At 73.4% G+C, this 18,925-nt stretch carries 19 protein-coding genes; 8 read left to right on the top strand and 11 right to left on the bottom strand.

The annotated features are described in order from the left end of the window. Positions 1–12: 12 nt before the first annotated feature. On the bottom strand, positions 13–354 hold the full coding sequence (locus MWU57_RS11210; protein WP_246909257.1) for a nuclear transport factor 2 family protein: 342 nt from the start codon (positions 352–354) through the stop codon (positions 13–15). A gap of 383 nt (positions 355–737) precedes the next feature. On the opposite strand from MWU57_RS11210, the gene MWU57_RS11205 reads away from it, so the two are divergent. Next, positions 738–2,477: a pyruvate dehydrogenase gene (locus tag MWU57_RS11205; RefSeq protein ID WP_246909255.1), complete on the top strand. Its 1,740-nt coding sequence runs from the start codon at positions 738–740 to the stop codon at positions 2,475–2,477. A 4-nt stretch (positions 2,478–2,481) separates the two neighbouring features. Here the strand turns inward: MWU57_RS11205 and hisC are convergent, their stop codons facing one another. Further along, complete coding sequence (hisC, locus tag MWU57_RS11200; RefSeq protein ID WP_246909254.1) at positions 2,482–3,573, bottom strand: histidinol-phosphate transaminase; 1,092 nt, start codon at positions 3,571–3,573, stop codon at positions 2,482–2,484. A gap of 17 nt (positions 3,574–3,590) precedes the next feature. On the opposite strand from hisC, the gene MWU57_RS11195 reads away from it, so the two are divergent. Beyond that, positions 3,591–3,980, top strand: a complete 390-nt coding sequence (locus tag MWU57_RS11195) for a phage holin family protein (protein ID WP_106264375.1) — start codon at positions 3,591–3,593, stop codon at positions 3,978–3,980. 5 nt (positions 3,981–3,985) lie between these two features. Here the strand turns inward: MWU57_RS11195 and MWU57_RS11190 are convergent, their stop codons facing one another. Both MWU57_RS11190 and MWU57_RS11185 read right to left on the bottom strand, forming a co-directional pair. Beyond that, entirely contained in the window at positions 3,986–5,539 is a 1,554-nt protein-coding gene (locus MWU57_RS11190) for an alpha/beta hydrolase (protein WP_246909253.1), read from the bottom strand. After that, positions 5,536–5,766 carry a hypothetical protein gene (locus MWU57_RS11185; RefSeq protein WP_246909252.1) on the bottom strand — a complete coding sequence of 77 codons (231 nt, stop codon included), beginning with the start codon at positions 5,764–5,766 and terminating at the stop codon, positions 5,536–5,538. The genes MWU57_RS11190 and MWU57_RS11185 overlap by 4 nt, the downstream gene beginning before the upstream one ends. A 132-nt stretch (positions 5,767–5,898) precedes the next feature. Here MWU57_RS11185 and purB point away from each other — a divergent pair, with 132 nt between their 5' ends. Next, complete coding sequence (purB, locus tag MWU57_RS11180; protein ID WP_246909251.1) at positions 5,899–7,374, top strand: adenylosuccinate lyase; 1,476 nt, start codon at positions 5,899–5,901, stop codon at positions 7,372–7,374. Between the two features lie 16 nt (positions 7,375–7,390). On the opposite strand, the gene MWU57_RS11175 is transcribed toward purB, so the two are convergent. Beyond that, positions 7,391–8,236: a helix-turn-helix transcriptional regulator gene (locus MWU57_RS11175; protein ID WP_246909250.1), complete on the bottom strand. Its 846-nt coding sequence runs from the start codon at positions 8,234–8,236 to the stop codon at positions 7,391–7,393. Positions 8,237–8,350: 114 nt separating this feature from the next. On the opposite strand from MWU57_RS11175, the gene MWU57_RS11170 reads away from it, so the two are divergent. Further along, entirely contained in the window at positions 8,351–9,118 is a 768-nt protein-coding gene (locus MWU57_RS11170; RefSeq protein WP_246909249.1) for an SDR family oxidoreductase, read from the top strand. A gap of 12 nt (positions 9,119–9,130) precedes the next feature. On the opposite strand, the gene MWU57_RS11165 is transcribed toward MWU57_RS11170, so the two are convergent. Next, on the bottom strand, positions 9,131–10,330 hold the full coding sequence (locus MWU57_RS11165; protein ID WP_246909248.1) for an SH3 domain-containing protein: 1,200 nt from the start codon (positions 10,328–10,330) through the stop codon (positions 9,131–9,133). A 146-nt stretch (positions 10,331–10,476) separates the two neighbouring features. On the opposite strand from MWU57_RS11165, the gene MWU57_RS11160 reads away from it, so the two are divergent. Together MWU57_RS11160 and MWU57_RS11155 are read left to right on the top strand one after the other, a co-directional pair. Next, a complete protein-coding gene (locus tag MWU57_RS11160; RefSeq protein WP_165800039.1) occupies positions 10,477–10,653 on the top strand; it encodes a hypothetical protein in 177 nt (58 codons plus the stop codon). Between the two features lie 9 nt (positions 10,654–10,662). Then, on the top strand, positions 10,663–12,273 hold the full coding sequence (locus MWU57_RS11155) for a Na+/H+ antiporter NhaC family protein (protein WP_246909247.1): 1,611 nt from the start codon (positions 10,663–10,665) through the stop codon (positions 12,271–12,273). On the opposite strand, the gene MWU57_RS11150 is transcribed toward MWU57_RS11155, so the two are convergent. After that, the gene (locus MWU57_RS11150; RefSeq protein WP_243401089.1) at positions 12,256–12,729 is read right to left on the bottom strand and encodes a nitroreductase family deazaflavin-dependent oxidoreductase; all 474 of its coding nucleotides are present in this window, start codon (positions 12,727–12,729) and stop codon (positions 12,256–12,258) included. The two genes, MWU57_RS11155 and MWU57_RS11150, sit on opposite strands and share 18 nt — an antisense overlap. Before the next feature lie 62 nt (positions 12,730–12,791). On the opposite strand from MWU57_RS11150, the gene pgm reads away from it, so the two are divergent. Next, positions 12,792–14,477 (top strand): phosphoglucomutase (alpha-D-glucose-1,6-bisphosphate-dependent), encoded by a 1,686-nt coding sequence (gene pgm / locus MWU57_RS11145; protein ID WP_246909246.1) that lies wholly within the window; start codon positions 12,792–12,794, stop codon positions 14,475–14,477. Positions 14,478–14,510: 33 nt separating this feature from the next. Here the strand turns inward: pgm and MWU57_RS11140 are convergent, their stop codons facing one another. Next, positions 14,511–14,807, bottom strand: coding sequence for a GNAT family N-acetyltransferase (locus MWU57_RS11140; RefSeq protein WP_246909245.1), 297 nt, complete (start codon positions 14,805–14,807; stop codon positions 14,511–14,513). 96 nt (positions 14,808–14,903) lie between these two features. Beyond that, positions 14,904–16,013 (bottom strand): VIT1/CCC1 transporter family protein, encoded by a 1,110-nt coding sequence (locus MWU57_RS11135; protein ID WP_246909244.1) that lies wholly within the window; start codon positions 16,011–16,013, stop codon positions 14,904–14,906. Between the two features lie 200 nt (positions 16,014–16,213). Here MWU57_RS11135 and MWU57_RS11130 point away from each other — a divergent pair, with 200 nt between their 5' ends. Beyond that, complete coding sequence (locus MWU57_RS11130) at positions 16,214–16,843, top strand: ribonuclease H (RefSeq protein WP_246909242.1); 630 nt, start codon at positions 16,214–16,216, stop codon at positions 16,841–16,843. A gap of 59 nt (positions 16,844–16,902) precedes the next feature. Here MWU57_RS11130 and MWU57_RS11125 read toward each other — a convergent pair whose 3' ends face one another. Both MWU57_RS11125 and MWU57_RS11120 read right to left on the bottom strand, forming a co-directional pair. After that, entirely contained in the window at positions 16,903–18,363 is a 1,461-nt protein-coding gene (locus MWU57_RS11125) for a flotillin family protein (protein ID WP_106264353.1), read from the bottom strand. A gap of 45 nt (positions 18,364–18,408) precedes the next feature. Then, positions 18,409–18,879 carry a hypothetical protein gene (locus MWU57_RS11120; RefSeq protein ID WP_246909240.1) on the bottom strand — a complete coding sequence of 157 codons (471 nt, stop codon included), beginning with the start codon at positions 18,877–18,879 and terminating at the stop codon, positions 18,409–18,411. Positions 18,880–18,925: the final 46 nt, after the last annotated feature.

The following is an 18,925-nucleotide window of genomic DNA, read 5'->3' as shown; positions in this document are numbered from 1 at the left end:
GACGGGGCACCGTCAGTCCGGCGTGTGCTGGTGCAGCAGCAGCTGCCAGCGGCCGTCCGACCGGACGTAGGTGCTGGCCAAGGTCGCGGCGTAGGTGTCGTCGCCGCGCCGCCCGGTGAACCGGTACACGACGGTGGCGGTGTCCCCGCCGCGCACCAGGCGGGCGTCGCCCAGGTCGACCTCGTCCCAGCCGGGCGAGGCGTCCATCGCCGCCACGCAGCCGGCCTTGTCCAGCACCGCGCCGGGGACCACGACGACGGCGTCCTCGTGCAGCACCTCGGCGTAGTCGGCGCCCGCGCCGAGGGCGAGCCGGTCGTCGATCGCCAGGAGCTCGTCGATCATCGCTTCGCTCATGGTCCGACGGTAGGAGCGGGCTGCCGTGCACGCCAGAGCCAGCGCAGTGCGTCGGGCAGCAGCACACCGGCGTGGTGGGGATCGTGTCCGCCTATCTCACGACCTCAGCCCCGGGGCGCACGAGGCCCTTTCGCGGGTCGCCCGCATCGCAGGATCCGGGAATGCTGCGCACGCGTGGATCACGCATTGCGTGATTCTCACGCCAGGCGTGAGCCGAGCGCGCTGTGGTGTCACCGTTCCCGCGCTCCTGACACATCCCGATCGACGCCCGCCTCCGGGCGGCACCGTGCTGTGCCGAGCGCCACCGCTCTTCCCCGCGCAGCGAGGGCCCACCTGAGGCAGCATCGCAAGGGACCGGCACCCGCTCCCTGGAGGTCTCCGCCATGGCCCGCTCCGTCGCCGAACACCTCGTCGACCAGCTCGTCGCCGCCGGCGTCGAGCGCATCTTCGGCATCGTCGGGGACTCGCTGAACCCTGTCGTCGACGCCGTGCGCCGCACGGACGGCATCGAGTGGGTGCACGTGCGCCACGAGGAGGCGGCCGCGTTTGCCGCGGCCGCCGAGGCCGAGGTGACGGGGAAGCTCGCCGTGTGCGCCGGGTCGTGCGGCCCCGGCAACCTGCACCTCATCAACGGCCTGTACGACGCGAACCGTTCGAAGCTGCCGGTGCTGGCCATCGCGTCGCACATCCCGAGCGCCGAGATCGGCACGCAGTTCTTCCAGGAGACGCATCCCGACCGCTTGTTCAACGAGGCGTCCGTGTTCTCCGAGATGATCTCCACGGCCGCCCAGCTGCCCCGCGTCACCCGCTCGGCGATCCAGCACGCGCTGGCCGAGCCGGGCGTCGCCGTCCTCACCCTGCCCGGCGACGTCGCGGACCAGCAGGTGGCCGACGACGACGCGCCGATCCTCATCCCCGGCGCGTGCCCGGCCCGCGTGCTGCCGAACGAGGCGGACGTGGCCGCGCTGGCGCGGGCGATCAACGACGCCGAGAAGGTCACGCTGTTCGTGGGCGCGGGTGCCCGGGACGCCCGCGACGAGGTGCTCGAGCTCGCCGACCTCGCCGCCGCGCCGGTCGGTCACTCGCTGCGCGGCAAGGAGATCATCCAGTACGACAACCCGCACGACGTCGGCATGTCCGGCCTCCTCGGGTACGGCTCGTGCCACCAGGCGGTGTTCGGGGCGGACCTGCTGGTCCTGGTGGGCACCGACTTCCCCTACCAGTCGTTCCTGCCCGCGGACGTCCCCACGGCCCAGATCGACATCGACGCCTCCCACCTCGGCCGGCGCACCCGCCTGGACCTGCCGGTGCACGGCGACGTCGCCGAGACGCTCCGGCTGCTCAACCCGCTCGTGCAGCGCAAGTCGAACCGCAAGTTCCTGCGCCGCATGGTGGACAAGCACGCCGAGACCATGACCAAGGTGGTGGGCGCGTACACCCGCAAGGTGGAGAAGCACACGCCGATCCATCCCGAGTACGCGGCCGTCCAGCTCGACGAGACGGCGGCGGACGACGCCGTGTTCACCGTGGACACCGGCATGAACAACGTCTGGGCGGCGCGGTACCTCACGCCGAACGGACGACGGCGCGTCATCGGCTCGTTCATCCACGGCTCGATGGCCAACGCCCTGCCACACGCGATCGGGGCGTCCTTCGCCCAGCCCGACCGCCAGGTGGTGGCGCTGGCCGGGGACGGCGGGCTCTCCATGCTGCTCGGCGAGCTGATCACGGTCCGCGCCTACGACCTGCCGGTCAAGATCGTCGTCTTCAACAACTCGTCCCTCGGCATGGTGAAGCTGGAGATGCTCGTGGAGGGGCTGCCCTCGCACGGCACCGACTCCCCGGAGGTGGACTACGCGGCGATCGCCGCCGCCGTCGGGATCCCGTCGCAGCGCGTCGAGAAGCCGAAGGACCTGCGCAAGGTGCTCGCCGAGCACATGGACGCCCCTGGACCGGCGCTCGTGGAGGTCATGACCGACCCGAACGCGCTGTCGATCCCGCCGTCGATCACGTCCGGGCAGATCCGCGGGTTCGCCACCGCCATGACCAAGGAGATCCTCGGCGGCGGGATGGGCGAGGTCATGTCGATGGCCCGCTCGAACCTGCGCAACCTGCCGCGCTGACGCCTCAGCGCCAGCCGGCGGCCAGCGCCAGGAACGCGTCGTTCGCCGCGACCTCGCCGATGCTGACCCGCATGCCGTCCCCGGCGAACGGCCGCACGAGCACGCCCGCCGCCGCGGCCTGCGCCGCCAGCTCCGCCGTCCGCTCCCCCAGGCCGAGCCAGACGAAGTTCGCGTGCGTCTCGGGCACGTCCCAGCCCTGCTCGCGCAGCGCGTCCGCCACGCGGGTGCGCTCGGCGACGATCGCCTCGACGTGCTCGATCATCTCCACCTGGGCGGGTGGCTGCAGCGCGGCGATGCCGGCCCGCTGGGCGAGGTGGTTCACCCCGAACGGCGTGGACGTGGCCCGGATCCCGGCGGCCAGCCGCGGCGCGGCCAAGGCGTAGCCCACCCGGAGGCCGGCGAGCCCGTACGCCTTGGACAGGGTGCGGAGGACGACGACGTTCGGGTGGCGCCGCAGCACGTCGAGACCGTCCGGCGACCCGGGATCGCGCACGAACTCGAGGTACGCCTCGTCGACGACGACGAGCACGTCGCGGCGGACGGTCGCGAGGAACGTCTCCAGCTCGTCGGCGTGCACCACGGGCCCGGTCGGGTTGTTGGGCGTGCAGACCAGCACGGCGCGGGTTCGCTCGGTGACGGCGGCCGCCATGGCGGGCAGGTCGAGGCGCCCCGCCGAGGTCACGGGGACCGTCACGGCGGTGCCCCCGGCCACGGCGGTGATGATCGGGTAGGCCTCGAAGGAGCGCCACGGGAAGACGACCTCGTCCCCCGGCTCGACGACGGCCTCGAGCACGTGCTGCAGCACCGCGACGGACCCGTTGCCCACCACCACCTGGTCCGCACCGACGCCCACGTACCCGGCGATCGTCTCGACGAGCTCGGTGGCGTACATGTCGGGGTAGCGGTTGACCTCGGCGGCCGCCGTCTGGATCGCGGCGAGCACCGACGGCAGCGGCGGGTACGGGTTCTCGTTCGACGAGAGCTTGTACGCCCGGCCGCTCGGCCGTGCGCCCGGGACGTAGGCGGGCAGGGCCGCGACGGCGGCGCGCAGCGGGACGGTGACCGGTGTGTCGGGGGGTGTGTCCACGGGCGCCATCGTGCCACGATGCCGCCATGAACCTCATCGCACGGATCGTCGTCACCTCGTTGGCGCTGTGGATCTGCGACCTGATCTTCGACAACCTCGAGATCTACGGCGGGGACGACGCCCTCGGGCGCATTCTCGTCATCGTGGGTGTGGCGACGATCTTCTCGCTGGTCAGCATGATCGTGAAGCCGATCGTGTCCCTCATCTCGCTGCCCCTGCTGATCCTCACGCTCGGGTTGTTCTACCTGCTGATCAACGCGCTGATGCTGTGGATCACCTCCTGGCTCACCGACCAGATCGGCGACTGGGGGCTGGAGGTCACGGGCGGCTTCTGGTGGTACCTGTGGATCGCCCTGATCCTCGCTGTCCTGCAGACGGTCATCGGCTGGGTCGTCCCCGGCGACAAGCGGGACTGAGCGGGTCACCGGCCCGGGGACGCACGCCGGACGGTGTAGAAGGTCGTCCCCGCGCCGGTCCCCGCCAGCAGCTCCTCGATCGGCCCCACCACCCCGGCCACCTGCACGTTGCCCACGGCCTGTGCGTGCTCCAGCGTGCGCAGGTGCGTGGGCACGCTGTGCGCCTGCGCGACGCTGCCCGACGCCGCCCGGTCCCGGGGGTCGTCGGAGGCGGCCAGGTCCCGGCCCACCGTGACCCGGTCGGGCGTCGCCGGGTTCTCCGCGGTGGAGCGCCCGTCGAGGGGCGAGACGAGCTCCTGGGTGTTCTCCAGGTGCAGCGCGGGGACGCCCGGGGGCGTGCGGAACGTCGCGGTGGGCGCCCCGGCGGTCACGACGCCGCCGACGCGGTGCTGCGCACGGAACGACGGCGACGCCGCCAGCGAGGTCGCGGCGATCCCGCCGAGCGAGTGCCCCACCAGCACCACGGGCTCGTCCCGGGCGGCCCCGGCGTGCCCGAGCGCCGCCTCGACGGCCACCATGACGTCGGCCGCACGGCCCGCCATGAGGTCGAGATCGGTGGCGCCGTCGAACGGGTTCTCGGCCGACAACAGCTCCTGGGTCCCCGGGACCAGGACCGTCCAGCTCACGGTGCCGTCGTCGTGGACCACGCGCTCCACCCCGATCGTGCCGGGTGGCGGGCCGGGCGCCGGACGCCCGGGGATGCTGCTGCCGCGGGGGTAGAGGTCGGCGGTGCGGGCCAGCGCCTCGGCGACGCTGCCGGCAGCCGTCCCCTGCCACGCCGGCACTCCCCCGGTGAAGCGCCCCGCGTCCAGCGGCTCCACCCTCACCTCGACGTCGGGCAGCGCGCTGCGCACGGCGGTGGACAGCACGCGTGCACCGCCGGTCACGGAGAGGTCTCCGTGCGCGGCGACCGGCGCGGCGAGCGCGACCCCGAAGCCAGCGCCCCGGAGGGCCTCGTCGACGAACGGGGCCGTGCCCCGCAGGACCGACCCGCCGAGCCCTCCGTCGCCGGAGGGCTCGGCGTCGGGCGCGACGGCGACCGGCGGTTCGCGCGGGGCGTCGGGGTCGTCGGACAGCGCAGCGAGCAGGCCCAGACCGAGCACGCCGCTCCAGCGCAGCGGGAGCCCTGTCAGGGGGTCGTTCACCCACCCGGTGATGACGGCTCCGGCGGCACCGGAACCCACCGTCACCACGGCACCGAGGGCCCGCTCCGCCGTGGACTCGGCGTGCTCGTAGAGCCCCGCGGCGAGCAGCAACCGGTGCTGCAGCTCCGCGCAGGTCTCCGCCCTGGCGGCGAGCGCGACCGCGGCGTCGTCGGCGAGCGCTCGCGCCCAGCGGACCCGGCCGGTCCGCGTCGGGTCGGCCTCGCCGAGGGGTGGCGGGCTCCACAGGTCCCGGTCCAGCGCGGTCCGTGCGGCCGCGCACGCGGCGGTGGCGACGCGCAGGTCCTCCGCGGCGTCCGCGAGGCGCAGCGCCGCGGCACGGATCCCCGCGGCGTCGACGTGCGCGACGGGTCGCCCGCCGCCGACGACGAGCGTGTCGCGGGGGTCCCGGCTCACGGCGACCCGACGCCGGCGGTGACCCGTACGGCCAGGTCGACCGTGCCGGCGTCGGCCGCGATCGTCGCGAGCAGGTCGCCGACGGCGGTGCGGCAGCCGGCACCGGCCGCCGAGTCCCAGTCGAGGTCGGCGGCGCGGCGCAGCAGGTCGGCGGAGTCGTCGAGCGCGGCGCGGGCGTCCCGCAGCCGGGCGGCCGCCACGGCGACGTCGGAGGTCGGCATCAGCATGGCCGGGACGCTAGGCAGGCCGCCGGTGCCGCCGTCGGGCAGCCCCGTCGACCTGTGGAGAACGACCTCCCCGGGTGGCCTCGACCCCCTCGGCGCGACCGTGGGTGACCGGCCCGTGGGAGAATGCCGGGCGTGACCTCCACCGCGCCGCAGCCTGACCAGCCCGCCCGTGTCGACCTCGCCGACGTCACCCCGCCGATCGCGCTGGGACCGCTCGACGGCCGCTACCGCGGTGCGGTGGCGCCGCTGGTGGACCACCTGAGCGAGGCCGCGCTGAACCGCGCACGCATCCACGTCGAGGTCGAGTGGCTGATCACGCTGTGCAACGGGACCGCCGGCGCCCCCGGAGCCGTGGTCCCCGGCGCGCCCGCGCTCACCGACGCCGAGACCGCCTACCTGCGCCGCATCCAGGCGACGTTCGGCGCGGAGGAGATCGCGGAGCTCGGCGCGATCGAGCGCGAGACCGTGCACGACGTCAAGGCGGTCGAGTACTTCATCAAGCGCCGGATCGCCGCCGCCCCCGACGAGCTCGGCGCGACGAGCCTGCCGGCGGCGAGCGAGCTCGTGCACTTCGCCTGCACGTCCGAGGACATCAACAACCTCAGCTACGCGCTGATGGTGCGCGGCGCCGTCGTCGACGTGTGGCTCCCCGCGGCGGAGGCCCTGGCCGACCAGCTCGCCGACATGGCCCGCGAGCACGCGGACGTGCCGATGCTGAGCCGCACCCACGGCCAGCCCGCGACCCCGACGACGATGGGCAAGGAGATCGCGGTGCTCGCCCACCGCCTCCGCCGCCAGCTCCGTCGCATCGCCGGTGCCGAGTTCCTCGGCAAGCTCAACGGCGCCACGGGGACCTACGGCGCCCACACCGTCGCGGTGCCGGGCGCCGACTGGCCGGCCGTCTCGCAGGCGTTCGTCGAGCACCTGGGCCTGACCTGGAACCCGTTGACCACCCAGATCGAGTCGCACGACTGGCAGGCCGAGGTCTACGCCGACATGGCGCGGTTCAACCGGATCCTGCACAACCTCGCGACCGACGTGTGGACGTACATCTCGCTCGGGTTCTTCACGCAGATCCCCGTCGCGGGCGCCACCGGTTCCTCGACGATGCCGCACAAGGTCAACCCGATCCGGTTCGAGAACGCCGAGGCCAACCTCGAGATCTCCTGCTCCCTGCTGGACACGCTCTCGGCCACGCTGGTCACGAGCCGCCTGCAGCGCGACCTCACGGACTCCACCACGCAGCGCAACATCGGCCCGGCGTTCGGCCACTCGCTGCTCGCGATCGACAACGTGCGCCGCGGCCTGAAGGCCCTCGCCGTGAACGCCGACCTCATGGCCGACGACCTCGACCACAACTGGGAGGTGCTCGGCGAGCCGGTCCAGTCCGCGATGCGCGCCGCGTCCGTCGCGGGGGTCGAGGGCATGGAGAACCCCTACGAGCGGCTCAAGGAGCTCACCCGCGGACAGCGCGTCGACGCCGCCCGCATGCGTGAGTTCGTCGGCACCCTCGGGCTGCCCGACGACGTCGCGTCCCGCCTCGCCGAGCTCACCCCGGCCACGTACACCGGCATCGCGGCGCGGCTGGTCGAGGACCACCTGGCCTGACGCGGGGCGGCCGCGGTCAGCGCGACCGCGTCATCTCCTGCTGCCCGACGACGGAGAGCAGCGCGAGCTTCTCGGCGTCGGCCGACCGCGGCGCAGCGGTGAGGACCAGCAGCGACTGGGTCTGGTCCTGCGTGAACAGCACCTGGCAGTCCAGCTCGATCGGTCCGACCTCGGGGTGCACGAGCACCTTGTGGTCCTCGTACCGCCGCGCGACCTCGTGCCGCTCCCAGAGCTCGACGAACTCGGGGCTGGCCGCCTGCAGGGTGCGGACGAGCTCCCCGGCGGGCGAGTCCGCGCCGACCAGCCCGACGGCGGCCCGCAGGTTCGCGACGACGGCCCGGCCGTGGCGGTCCCGGTCCGCGACCGGGTAGATCTCCCGGCTCGTGGGGTCGGTGAACCACCGGTAGAACTCGCTGCGCTCCCAGCCGCGGGCCTGCGAGTGGTCGCCGAACAGGGCGACGGCGAGGTCGTTGGCGACCAGCGCCTCGCCGACGCAGGACATGATCACCGCCGGCGTGTCCTGGAGCCGGTCGAACACCCGCTGCAGGGCGGGCGCCACGTGGGGGTGGCAGACGATGCGGTCGGGCGTGCCGCGCCCGGCCGTGCGGAACAGGTAGTCCGTCTCGTCGTCGGTCAGGCGCAGCGCCCGGGCGATCGCCGCGAGCATCTGCTCGCTCGGCTGGGGGCCGCGCTGCTGCTCCAGGCGCGTGTAGTAGTCGACGGACATGGCGGCGAGCGCGGCGACCTCCTCGCGGCGCAGGCCGGCGGTCCGTCGTCGGGCACCGGGCGCGAGCCCGACGTCCGCGGGCTGCACGGCATCGCGGCGGCGGCGGAGGAAGGCGGCGAGCGCGGCGCGGTCCATGTCCCCCATGGTCCGACGGCGGCGCCCCCGTGCGCCAGTGCCCCACCAGGGATCGCCGGTCCCCCGATGAGGGGTCCTCTCCCGCCGCCGGACCGCCGCGCGCACGGTGGGTCCATGGACATCACGCACAGCACCGTCTTCATCCCCGGCGCCACGAGCGGTATCGGCCTCGCTCTCGCGCAGCGCCTGCACGCGGCCGGCAGCACCGTGATCGTGGGTGGGCGCCGCACCGAGCGGCTCGCGACGATCGCGGCGGACCATCCCGGCATCGACACCGTGGAGATCGACACCGCCGACCCGGCGAGCGTCGAGGTCGCGTCCCGCGAGGTCCTCGCGAAGCACCCGGACCTGGACGTCGTCGTCGCGATGGCGGGCATCATGCCGCTGGAGGACTGGCGCTCGGCAGCCGTGCTCGCCACGGCCGAGCAGGTCGTCACCACGAACCTCCTCGGCCCGCTGCGGCTGCTCGCGGCCTTCACCGAGCACCTGCAGGGCCGCGACGGCGCCGCGTTCGTCACCGTGTCGTCCGGCCTGGCGCACGTGCCGCTCGCCGCGACGCCCGTCTACAACGCGACGAAAGCCGCGATCCACAGCCTGTCGGAGGGGCTGCGGCTCCAGCTGGAGCCGGTGGGGGTCCAGCTGGTCGAGATCGTCCCGCCGGCCGTGTCCACGAGCCTGACACCCATCCTCGAGGAGCACCCGGGTGCGATGCCGCTCGACGCGTTCGCCGACGAGGTCATGGCGCTGCTCGCGGCCGATCCGGACGCGCACGAGATCCTCGTCGACGCCGTGCAGCCCCTGCGGCGGGCCGAGGTCGACGGCCGGTACGCCGAGACGATCGCACAGCTCAACGGCCTGGACGTCCCGGCGACCGCCGGCTGACCGCGGCCGCGGCTACGGCTTGTTCGAGGTCAGGTACCGCGAGGCGACGTATCCCCGCTTGCCGCCGTGCTTGACCTCGAGCCAGCCGTTGCGCATCTTGCCGAGGTGCCGGACGCGCTGGTCCCGACGCAGCGTCATGACCTTGGACGTCGAGGTGGAAGGCCCTTTGCGTAGGTAGAGCTTCTTCACGTCCACCCAGGAGTGCGTGTTGCCGGACTTCTTCGGCACCACGCGGGCACCGTCCCGGGTGTCCGAGAGGTACTGCGCGGAGACCCACCCGTTCGTGCTGCCGTAGCGCACGCGCTGCCAGTCGCCCTTCACGTCGCGGAGCATGGTGAGGCTCGTGTCCGCCGGGATCGTGCGGCGCACCGTGGACGACGTGTTCGGCCTGGCCCGCATGTTGAGGGACGTCAGCGTGTAGCGGGTGCCCTGCGAGGTGTAGCTCGGCGACACGTAGTCCCGGTGCACCCAGCCCGTCCTCCCGGACCGGGTGACCTTGCGCCACTCGCCGGAGCCGTCGCCCGGCTTGGCCGTGAGCACCACGTTCGGCTGCAGGGTGCGCAGGACGCCGTAGCCGGTCCCCGGGCCGCTGCGCAGGCGGACCTTCGCCGCCGTGAAGTACCGGCACGACGTCGCCACGGTCCGTGCGTAGTTGCGCGTCGAGCGCTGGGTGAGGTCGATCCCCCGCTTCTTCAGGAACCGCAGCGGGTCGACGGCCTTGCCGTTCGGGTAGCCGCCACGCCAGATCTCGAGGTGCAGGTGGGGTGACGTCGACGTCCCGGTGGACCCGACGTCGGCGATGTGCTGCCCCTTGCGGACCTTCTGGCCCTTCCTGACGCGCTGGTCGCCGTCGATCACGTGGGCGTACAGCGAGGAGAACCGCACGCCGTCGACCACGTGGTCGACGACGACCCACTGGCCGAACCCGCTGACGGTCCCGGCACGCGACACGGTGCCGTCGGCGACGGCGCGCACGTCGCTGCCCGACGACGCCCCGAAGTCCTGCCCGAGGTGGTACGTCGAGGATCCGCGCACGGGCATGCAACGGGGCCCGTAGTAGGAGGAGAGGGCGTACGTCTTGTCCTTCAGCGGCGCGGCGACGGGGGCCGCGGCCTGGGCGGGGGCCGCGGCGACCGCTCCGGTCAGCGCGAGGCCCAGGGTGGTCACGGCGGCCAGGAACATCGTGGCGGCCCTGCGTCGGGTCTGAGTCATGGCAGGCCTCCGTGCCGGTCGTGGCGAGAACTGTTGCTCGCGCACATCACCGTACGGCGAGTCACGCCGTCGCGCGCGTCGACGCTGCGGGCCTGCGGCGGCGCGCCTACGGTGTCATCACGGTGGCACCGACGAGAGGAGACACGATGACGACCCAGGCACCCGAGCGGGACCCGCGCGTCCCGGCGAGCGCGTTCGCCCTCGAGCTGGTCCGGCGCGACCCGACGGTGACCGACCCGAGGTTCGCCGACGCGCCCCCGGCGGAGGACGCACGCTACGAGACGAGCGAGCAAGCGGGAGAGCGCCGGTTCGACGCCGGCTGACGGTCACCCATGCTCGAGAGCTACCCGATCCTGACGCTGCTGCCCCCGGTGATCGCCATCGTGCTGGTGGTGATCACCAAGCGGGTGCTCGTCAGCCTGGGTGCGGGGATCCTGGCGGCGGCGCTCCTCGTCGCCGACCTGGACCCCCTGGAGACCCTGCGGCTGGTCTGGGAGTCGTTCGCGGCGATCTTCTGGGCCGACGGCGCCGTGAACACCTGGTACGTCTACATCCTCGTCTTCACGCTGATGCTGGGCGTCATCGCGGCGTTCATCATGATGTCGGGCGGGACCAAGGCGTTCGCCGACTGGGCCGTGGAACGGATCCGGACCCGCCGCGGGGCGCAGGTCCTGCCCGCCGTGATGGGGATCGTCGTCTTCATCGACGACTACTTCAACGCCCTGGCCGTCGGGCAGGTCGCGAGGCCGGTCACGGACCGGCACCGCGTGTCCCGCGCGAAGCTCGCCTACATCATCGACTCGACGTCCGCACCGGTCGCCGTCCTTGCGCCGTTCTCGAGCTGGGGCGCCTACATCATGGGGCTGCTCGCTCCGATCATCGCGGCGTCGGCCCTGTCCATGTCCAGCGTGCAGGCGTTCCTCGGCGCCGCGGCGGCGAACTACTACGGGATCGTCGCCGTCCTCCTCGTGTGGCTCACGGTCGCCCTGCGGCTCGACGTCGGCCCGATGCGCCAGGAGGAAAGGCGGGCCGTCGCCGACGGCCGCACCTTCGCCGACGACGCCACGGTGCCCGGCCAGCTCTCGGAAGACCTGCCGGTCCACGAGCCCGGCGCCCGGCGGGCGCTCTTCGTCCCGTTCGTGCTGCTGGTGCTGGGCGTGTTCGCCGGCATCGTCTGGACGGGCTACGCGGCGGCCGGCTCCTGGGCGGTGGTCGACATCCTCGCCGAGACCGACACCAGCGCGGCGCTCGTGGTGGGCGGGACCCTGGGGCTCGTCGCGGCGGTCTACTACTACCTCCGCTACACGGCGCCCAACCCGCGCTTCTCCGGCAAGCACTTCGGCCGCGGATGGGTCGAGGGCGTCAAGGCGATGTGGCCGGCCGTGAGCATCCTCGTGCTGGCGTGGATGCTCACGGGCCTGATCGATCAGCTCGGCACCGGCGCCTACCTCGGCGGACTCGTCGAGGACGCCGACCTCTCGGCCTCCTGGCTCGTGCCCGTGATCTTCGTCCTCGCGGCCGCGATGGCGTTCTCCACCGGCACGTCGTGGGGGTCGTTCGCGCTCCTGCTGCCCCTGGTCGGCGGCATCATGAACACCATCGGGGAGACCGATCTGCTCCTGCCCGCCCTCGGCGCCGTCCTGGCGGGCGCGGTCCTCGGCGACCACGCGTCACCGATCTCGGACACCACGATCCTGTCGTCCACCGGCGCCGGGTCCGACGTCATCACGCACGTGCTGACCCAGCTGCCCTACGCCGGTGCGGCGGGTCTCGCCGCGCTCGTCGGCTACGTGGCGGTCGCGCTCGGGGCGGGCACCGCCGTCGGGCTGCTCGTCGCGGTGGTCGCGCTGGTGGTCGTGGTGGTCGTCGCCCGGGTGCTGCGCCGACCGGTCGAGGAGGCCGACCAGGGCGCCGAGCGCGCCACCTCAGTCGAGCAGCCGTAGCTCGATCACGGGCACGACGCGCTCCCAGCGGTCCTCGCCCGTCGCCGCGGCCAGCGGCAAGGCCCACTCGGTCAGGACGGGCCGCAGCGCGGCCCACGGCCGGGGCCGGTCCCGCGCGTACGCCTCGAGGGTGGCGGCAGCCTCGGCCGGGGACAGGGCGTGCGCCAGCGCCCGGACGTCGCGGCGCGTCCCGACGGAGACGAGCACTCGCGGCTCGGCCAGGACGTTGCGGTACCACTGGGCCGTCGGTCCCATCCCGGAGACGACGACGAGCCGGTCCGGCGCGGGGCGGTCCGCGACCTCGAGCACCACCGACCGCGCCTGCCCGCTGACCCGCCCCCGGTGCTGCATCAGCAGGAGCCGGTCCCCCAGGAGGAAGCCGAGCCCGGCGCGATACAGCCAGATCGGCGCGCGGACCAGCGCGCGGGTGTGCAGGAGGCGCGCGGCGAGGTTCACCGTTCGACCGTACCGGCACACGAGGGGGAGACACACCCCCTCGCGGCTGGCAGTATCGAGGCATGCACGAGCGCGCAGGGCAGCCGGCCCAGGACCAGGACCTCATCGACGTCGACCAGGTGGTCGGCGCGTACTACGACCGCAGGCCCGACGTGGAGGACCCGGCGCAGCAGGTCGCGTTCGGCACCTCGGGCCACCGCGGCTCCAGCCTGGACACCGCCTTCAACGAGGCGCACATCGCCGCGATCACGCAGGCGATCGTGGAGTACCGGGCCTCCCAGGGCACGGACGGCCCGCTGTTCCTCGGCCGCGACACCCACGCGCTGTCGCTGCCCGCCTGGCAGACCGCCCTCGAGGTGCTCGCCGGCGCGGGCGTGACCGTCATGATCGACGCCCGCGACTCGTTCACCCCGACGCCTGCGGTCTCGCAGTCGATCCTCATCCACAACGGGGCGGCGTCCGACGAGGGCCTGCGGACCTCCGGGCCGGGCGCCGCGGACGGGATCGTCGTGACCCCGTCGCACAACCCGCCGCGGGACGGCGGCTTCAAGTACAACCCGCCGCACGGCGGCCCCGCGGACTCCGACGCGACGGGCTGGATCGCGGACCGCGCCAACGAGCTGCTGCGCGCCGGCGGACTGTCGCGGATCCACCGGGTCTCGCTGGAGACCGCGCTGGCCGCGGCCACGACGCACCGGCACGACTACCTGTCGACGTACGTCGACGACCTCGCGAACATGCTCGACCTGGACGCGATCCGCTCCTCGGGCGTGCGCATCGGCGCCGACCCGCTCGGCGGGGCGTCGGTCGAGTACTGGGGGGCGATCGGCGAACGCTACGGGCTCGACCTCACCGTCGTGAACCCGCGCGTCGACCCGCGCTGGGCCTTCATGACCCTGGACTGGGACGGCAAGATCCGCATGGACTGCTCGTCCCCGCACGCCATGGCGTCGCTCGTGGCGACCATGACGCCCGACGGCGGAGGTGCGGCGCCGTACGACATCGCGACCGGCAACGACGCGGACGCCGACCGCCACGGGATCGTCACGCCGGACGCCGGCCTGATGAACCCGAACCACTACCTGGCCGTGGCGATCCAGTACCTGTACGGCGGCGCCCGGCCCGACTGGCCGGCCGACGCCGCGATCGGCAAGACCCTGGTCTCCTCCGCGCTCATCGACCGCGTGGCCGCGGGGCTGGGCCGCCGGCTGACGGAGGTGCCGGTCGGCTTCAAGTGGTTCGTGCCCGGCCTGCTGACCGGCGAGATCGGGTTCGGCGGCGAGGAGTCGGCCGGGGCGTCGTTCCTGCGCCGCGACGGTCGCGTCTGGTCCACCGACAAGGACGGTCTGCTCCTCGCGCTGCTCGGCGCGGAGATCATCGCCACGACCGGGAAGTCCCCGTCGCAGCACCACGCCGAGCTCGTGGCCGAGCACGGCGAGTCCTGGTACGCCCGGGTCGACGCCCCGGCGTCCCGTGACGAGAAGGCCCGGCTGGCGGCCCTGTCCCCGGACCAGGTGGCGTCGACGACGCTCGCGGGCTCCGAGATCACCGCGAAGCTCACGGAGGCGCCGGGCAACGGCGCGAAGATCGGCGGGCTCAAGGTCACCACGGCGGACGCCTGGTTCGCGGCCCGCCCCTCCGGCACGGAGGACGTCTACAAGATCTACGCCGAGTCGTTCGTCTCCGCCGAGCACCTCGCCGAGGTCCAGGCCGAGGCGAAGCAGGTCGTGGGCGACGCCCTCTCCTGAGGTACGCCTGACGCCGGACCGGGCGGTCCGGCGTCAGGCGAGCAGGTCCTGGTACTCCGGGTGCTCGTCCACGTACGCCTTGATGAACGGGCACCGGGGGACGATCTTCTCGCCGAGCGAGCGGACGTCGTCCAGGGCGCCGCGCGCGAGCGCCGAGCCCACGCCCTGCCCCTCGAGCTCCGGCGAGACCTCGGTGTGGGTGAACGTGACGATGCCGTCGTGCCGGCGGAAGTAGGCGCCACCGGCCTCCGTGCCGTCGTCGAGCAGGGCGAGGTAGGCGTTGCGGGCGGGATCGGAGCGGACGTTCACCGTGGGTCGCGTGTCGTTCATCCGTCCATCCTGGCCGTGCCGTCCGGCGCGCGCCAGCGAGCGCCAGCGAGCGTCGGCGAGCGTCGGCGAGCGTCGGCGAGCGTCGGCGCAGCGCGCTCAGGCCACCGTGGTCCCGAAGGCGAGTCCCAGCACGTACGTGACGCCCGCCGCGCCGAACCCGATGGCGAGCTGACGCAGCGCCCGGGTCACCGGGGAGGTGCCCGACAGCAGTCCCGTCACGGCACCCGTGACGGCCAGGCACACGCCGACCAGGACGCACGCCGCGACGACGGCCCCGAGCCCCTCCATCCCGACGAGGTACGGCAGCACCGGGACGACCGCCCCGGAGGCGAAGAAGCAGAAGCTGGAGATCGCGGCACCCCAGGCCGTGCCGTGCGTCTCGTGCACGTCGTCGCCGTCGGCCGGTTCCCCGCCGTCGTCCCCGAGGCCCTCCACGGCACCGGTCGCGGCGAGCCGGGCGAGCACGGCGTCCGCACGGGTCTGCGCCGCCTCGGCCTCCAGCCCGCGGGCCCGGTAGACGAGAGCGAGCTCGTTGGCGTCGACGTCGAGGTGCGGCAGCGCCCTGGTCGCCTCCGGGTCGGGCGTCGACGCCTCGAGCAGCTCGCGCTGCGAGCGCACCGAGACGTACTCCCCCGCACCCATCGACAGCGCGCCGGCGAGCAGGCCGGCGACGCCCGTGACGAGGATGGTCCCCGTGGCGACGCCGGACGCCCCGATGCCGAGCACCAGCGCGAGGTTGGACACGAGCCCGTCGTTCGCGCCGAAGACGGCGGCGCGGAACGTGCCGGAGAGACGGTTGCGGCCGCGCGTGGCGAGGCTGCGCACCACCTCCTCGTGGATCTGCTCGTCGGCGGCCATCTGCGCGGTGGCGTGCTCGTCGAGCTCGTACGTCGACCGGGCCTCGGCCCGCTGGGCGAGCGCCAGCACGAAGACGCCGCCGAACCTCCGCGCGAGAAAGGCGAGGAACCGGGTGCGCAGGTCGCCCTGGAGCGGCATGCCGACGTCGTCGCCGAGCAGGTCGATCCAGTGCTGCTCGTGCCGCTTCTCGGCGGCGGCCAGCGCGAGCAGGATCTCGCGCTCCTCGCCGCGACGGCGGGAGGCGAGGTCGCGGTAGACGGCGGCCTCGGCCCGCTCGGCGGCCAGGTACCGGCGCCACCGCCGGACGTCGGCCGGGGTGCGGTCGGGGGCAGGCGTGACGTCGTCCATGGGTCACCATGATCCCCGCCGACGGCGGCCCGCGGTTCCGGGGCCCGACCAGCGGCCTTCCGGGGGCTCGGACGCGCGGTTTCGGTGATCCGTATGCTGGGGATTCACCCGGATGTCACCGGGGCAGGGCAGAATGTTCCCCGTCGCCCGACGAGGCGGCATACTCCGTGGGAAACCGAGGAACACCGAGGGACAACGGCGTGATCATTGTCAGCACCGACGGCTCCAGCCTGACCGACACGGGCGGGGCGATCGGCTGGGCGTGGGTCGCTCACGGCTCAGGCCGCTTCGACTCCGGCGGCGCCGTCGACGGCACTCCCCAGGTCGCCGACCTCACCGCGCTGCGACGCGCCGTCGAGGCCCACCCGGGCGAGGAACCGCTGTTCGTGGAGTCCGCCTCGCAGTACGCGATCCGTTGCGCGTCGGAGTGGCTCGAGGGGTGGAAGGCCCACGGCTGGCGGACGGCGTCCGGCGGCCCGGTGCAGCACCTCGAGCTGGTGCAGGCCCTCGACCAGGCGATCACCGACCGCTCGGGCCCCGTCCGGTTCCGCTGGGTGCGGGGCCACGTCGACAGCCCGTTCACGGAACGGGCCCAGCAGCTCGCGCGGCTCGCCGCCGAGGACTGGGCCGCCGGGCGCGGGGCGGTCGACGGCCTCCTGCTGGACGCGGCGGACGCCGGCGCGGGGCGGGACGAGCCGTCGGGACGCACCGCCGCCGAGCAGTCGGCGCGGGATCCCGAGCCCGTCGGCGCGCGTTCCGGGGACGGCGACCGCTCCCGTACCTCTCCGACCTCCGGCCCCGGCTGGGAGCTGGACACGCTCTTCGACTGACGGACGCGGAAGGCCCGCACGACCCGGTCGGGTCGTGCGGGCCTCGTACGCGGCAGCGGTCAGTTCGCCGTGCCGTTGGTCGCCACGGCCTGTGCCGCGCCGTTCTTGCTCGCGATGCCGGCGATCAGCTGGTTGATGTCCACGCCCGTGAGCTCCTTGACGACGGCCTGGCCCTCACCGAGGACGCTGCTGACGTTCTTGGTGATCGCGGACGCACCGTCGGTCGAGATGACGGTCATGCCCTGGATGCTGCCGATCGGCTCGGCCGCGGCGCGCACGATCTCCGGCAGGCGCTCGATGAGCTCCTGGACGAGCGCCGCCTCGCCGTACTTCTCCAGCGCGATGGCCTTGGCGTCCGTGGCAGCCGCCTCGGCGCGCCCCTCGGCCTCGATGGCGGCGGCACGGGCCTCGCCCTCGGCCCGGATACCGGCGGCGAGCGCCACCTGGCGGTCACGCTCCGCCTCGCCGGACCGGCGGACCGTCTCGGCGGCGGCCTCGGCGTCCTGGATGGCCGCCGTCTTGTTGGCCTCGGCGATCGTCTTGCGCTTGAAGGCTTCCGCCTCCGTGGCGGCGTTCTCCGAGTCGCGCCGCGCGTTGGCCTCCTGGACCTCGGCGTACGCCTTGGCCTCGGACGGCTTGCGGACCTCGATGTCGAGGCGCTCCTGCTCCACGCGGGCCTTCTCCGACAGCGCCTCGCGCTCCTGCTGCGCCACGAGCCGGTCCTGCTCGGCGCGCGCGAGCTGGCCGGAGGCGTCCGCCTCGGCCTGCGCACGGTCCGTCTCCGCCTTGATCGCGGCCTTCTTGAGGTCGAGCGCCTTCTGACGCTCGGCGATCTGCTCGGCGGCCTCGATGACGGCGAACTCCGAGGCACGCTGCGCCTCGGCCTCGGACACCTCGGCGACCTGACGGGCGCGTGCCGACTCGGCGCGGCCCAGGTTGGCCAGGTAGTCGGACCCCGGCGTGGAGATGTCGGAGATGTTGAGGATGTCGACCTGCAGGCCCTGCTCGGCGAGGTCCTTCTTCGTCGACTCGACCACGCGGTCGGACAGGCCCTTGCGGTCGGAGATGATCTCCTCGATCGACATGTCGCCGACGATGGAGCGCAGCGAGCCCTCGAGGGACTCCGCGATGATCTCGGTCAGGAGCTCCTGCTGGGACAGGAAGCGCTGCGCCGCCCGGCGCACACCCTCCTCGTCACCGCGCACCTTGAAGTTGATCGACGCCTTGATGGCGATCTTGATGCGGTTCGCGTCGACACCCTCGACGGTCATGCCGATCTGGCGCTGCTCCAGGGAGATCGCGAAGCCCTGCTGCAGGATGGGCCACACGAAGGTCCGGCCGCCGATGACGACCTTCTGCCCGCTGACCTCCTTGCGCCCGGCTCCCCGGCCGACGATGACGAGCGCCTGGTTGGGCGGCACCCGGCGGATGCGCTGGGCGACGAAGATCCCCACCGCGAGGAACGCGATGACGATGGCGACCACCGCGAGGGTGGTCACGAAGCTGGACGAGTCGGTCATGGTGCGCGCCTGAGCGCGGCTCCTTCCGGGAGGGGGGTGCGGGGACTACGCCTCGGGCCGGTAGGGCCCGACGCGCACGCTGTTGGGCTGGTGCTCGAGCACCACGATGCGCGTGCCCTCCGCGATCGGCTCCAGCGACCACGCGAGGCGGCGCTCGAGCTCGCTCACGGCGTCGAGGGAGACCTCGCCCGCTGCCTGGGTGATGTCCGTGACGGCCGTCCCCTGCACCCCGACGAGCGAGACGTTCGCGTTGTCCTCGGTGGCGCTGAGCCGGCGGATCATGAGCTGCGCGACGCCGGCGGCGAGCAGGCCGACGACGGCGGACGCGGCGTAGGCCACCCACACGGACAGCTCGTTGACGGTGACGATCGCTCCCACGGCGCCGAACACCACGGCCCCGACGCCGAGCGAGGTGCCGGACAGCGCGCCGTCGCCGAGGTCGAGGAGCTCCCCGACGACCAGGGAGAGCAGGAGCAGCACGAGTCCGGCGGCACCGATGAGGACGAAGACGAGCACGCAGGACTCCGAGCGTCGAGGTTCGAGAATGTGTCGAGCGTGTGAA

It is taken from the genome of Isoptericola sp. S6320L (assembly GCF_023015685.1).
Classification (GTDB): Bacteria; Actinomycetota; Actinomycetes; order Actinomycetales; family Cellulomonadaceae; genus Isoptericola; species Isoptericola halotolerans_A.
The sequence above is the reverse complement of the archived record's forward strand: the minus strand, read 5'-3'. Positions and strand labels throughout refer to the sequence as shown.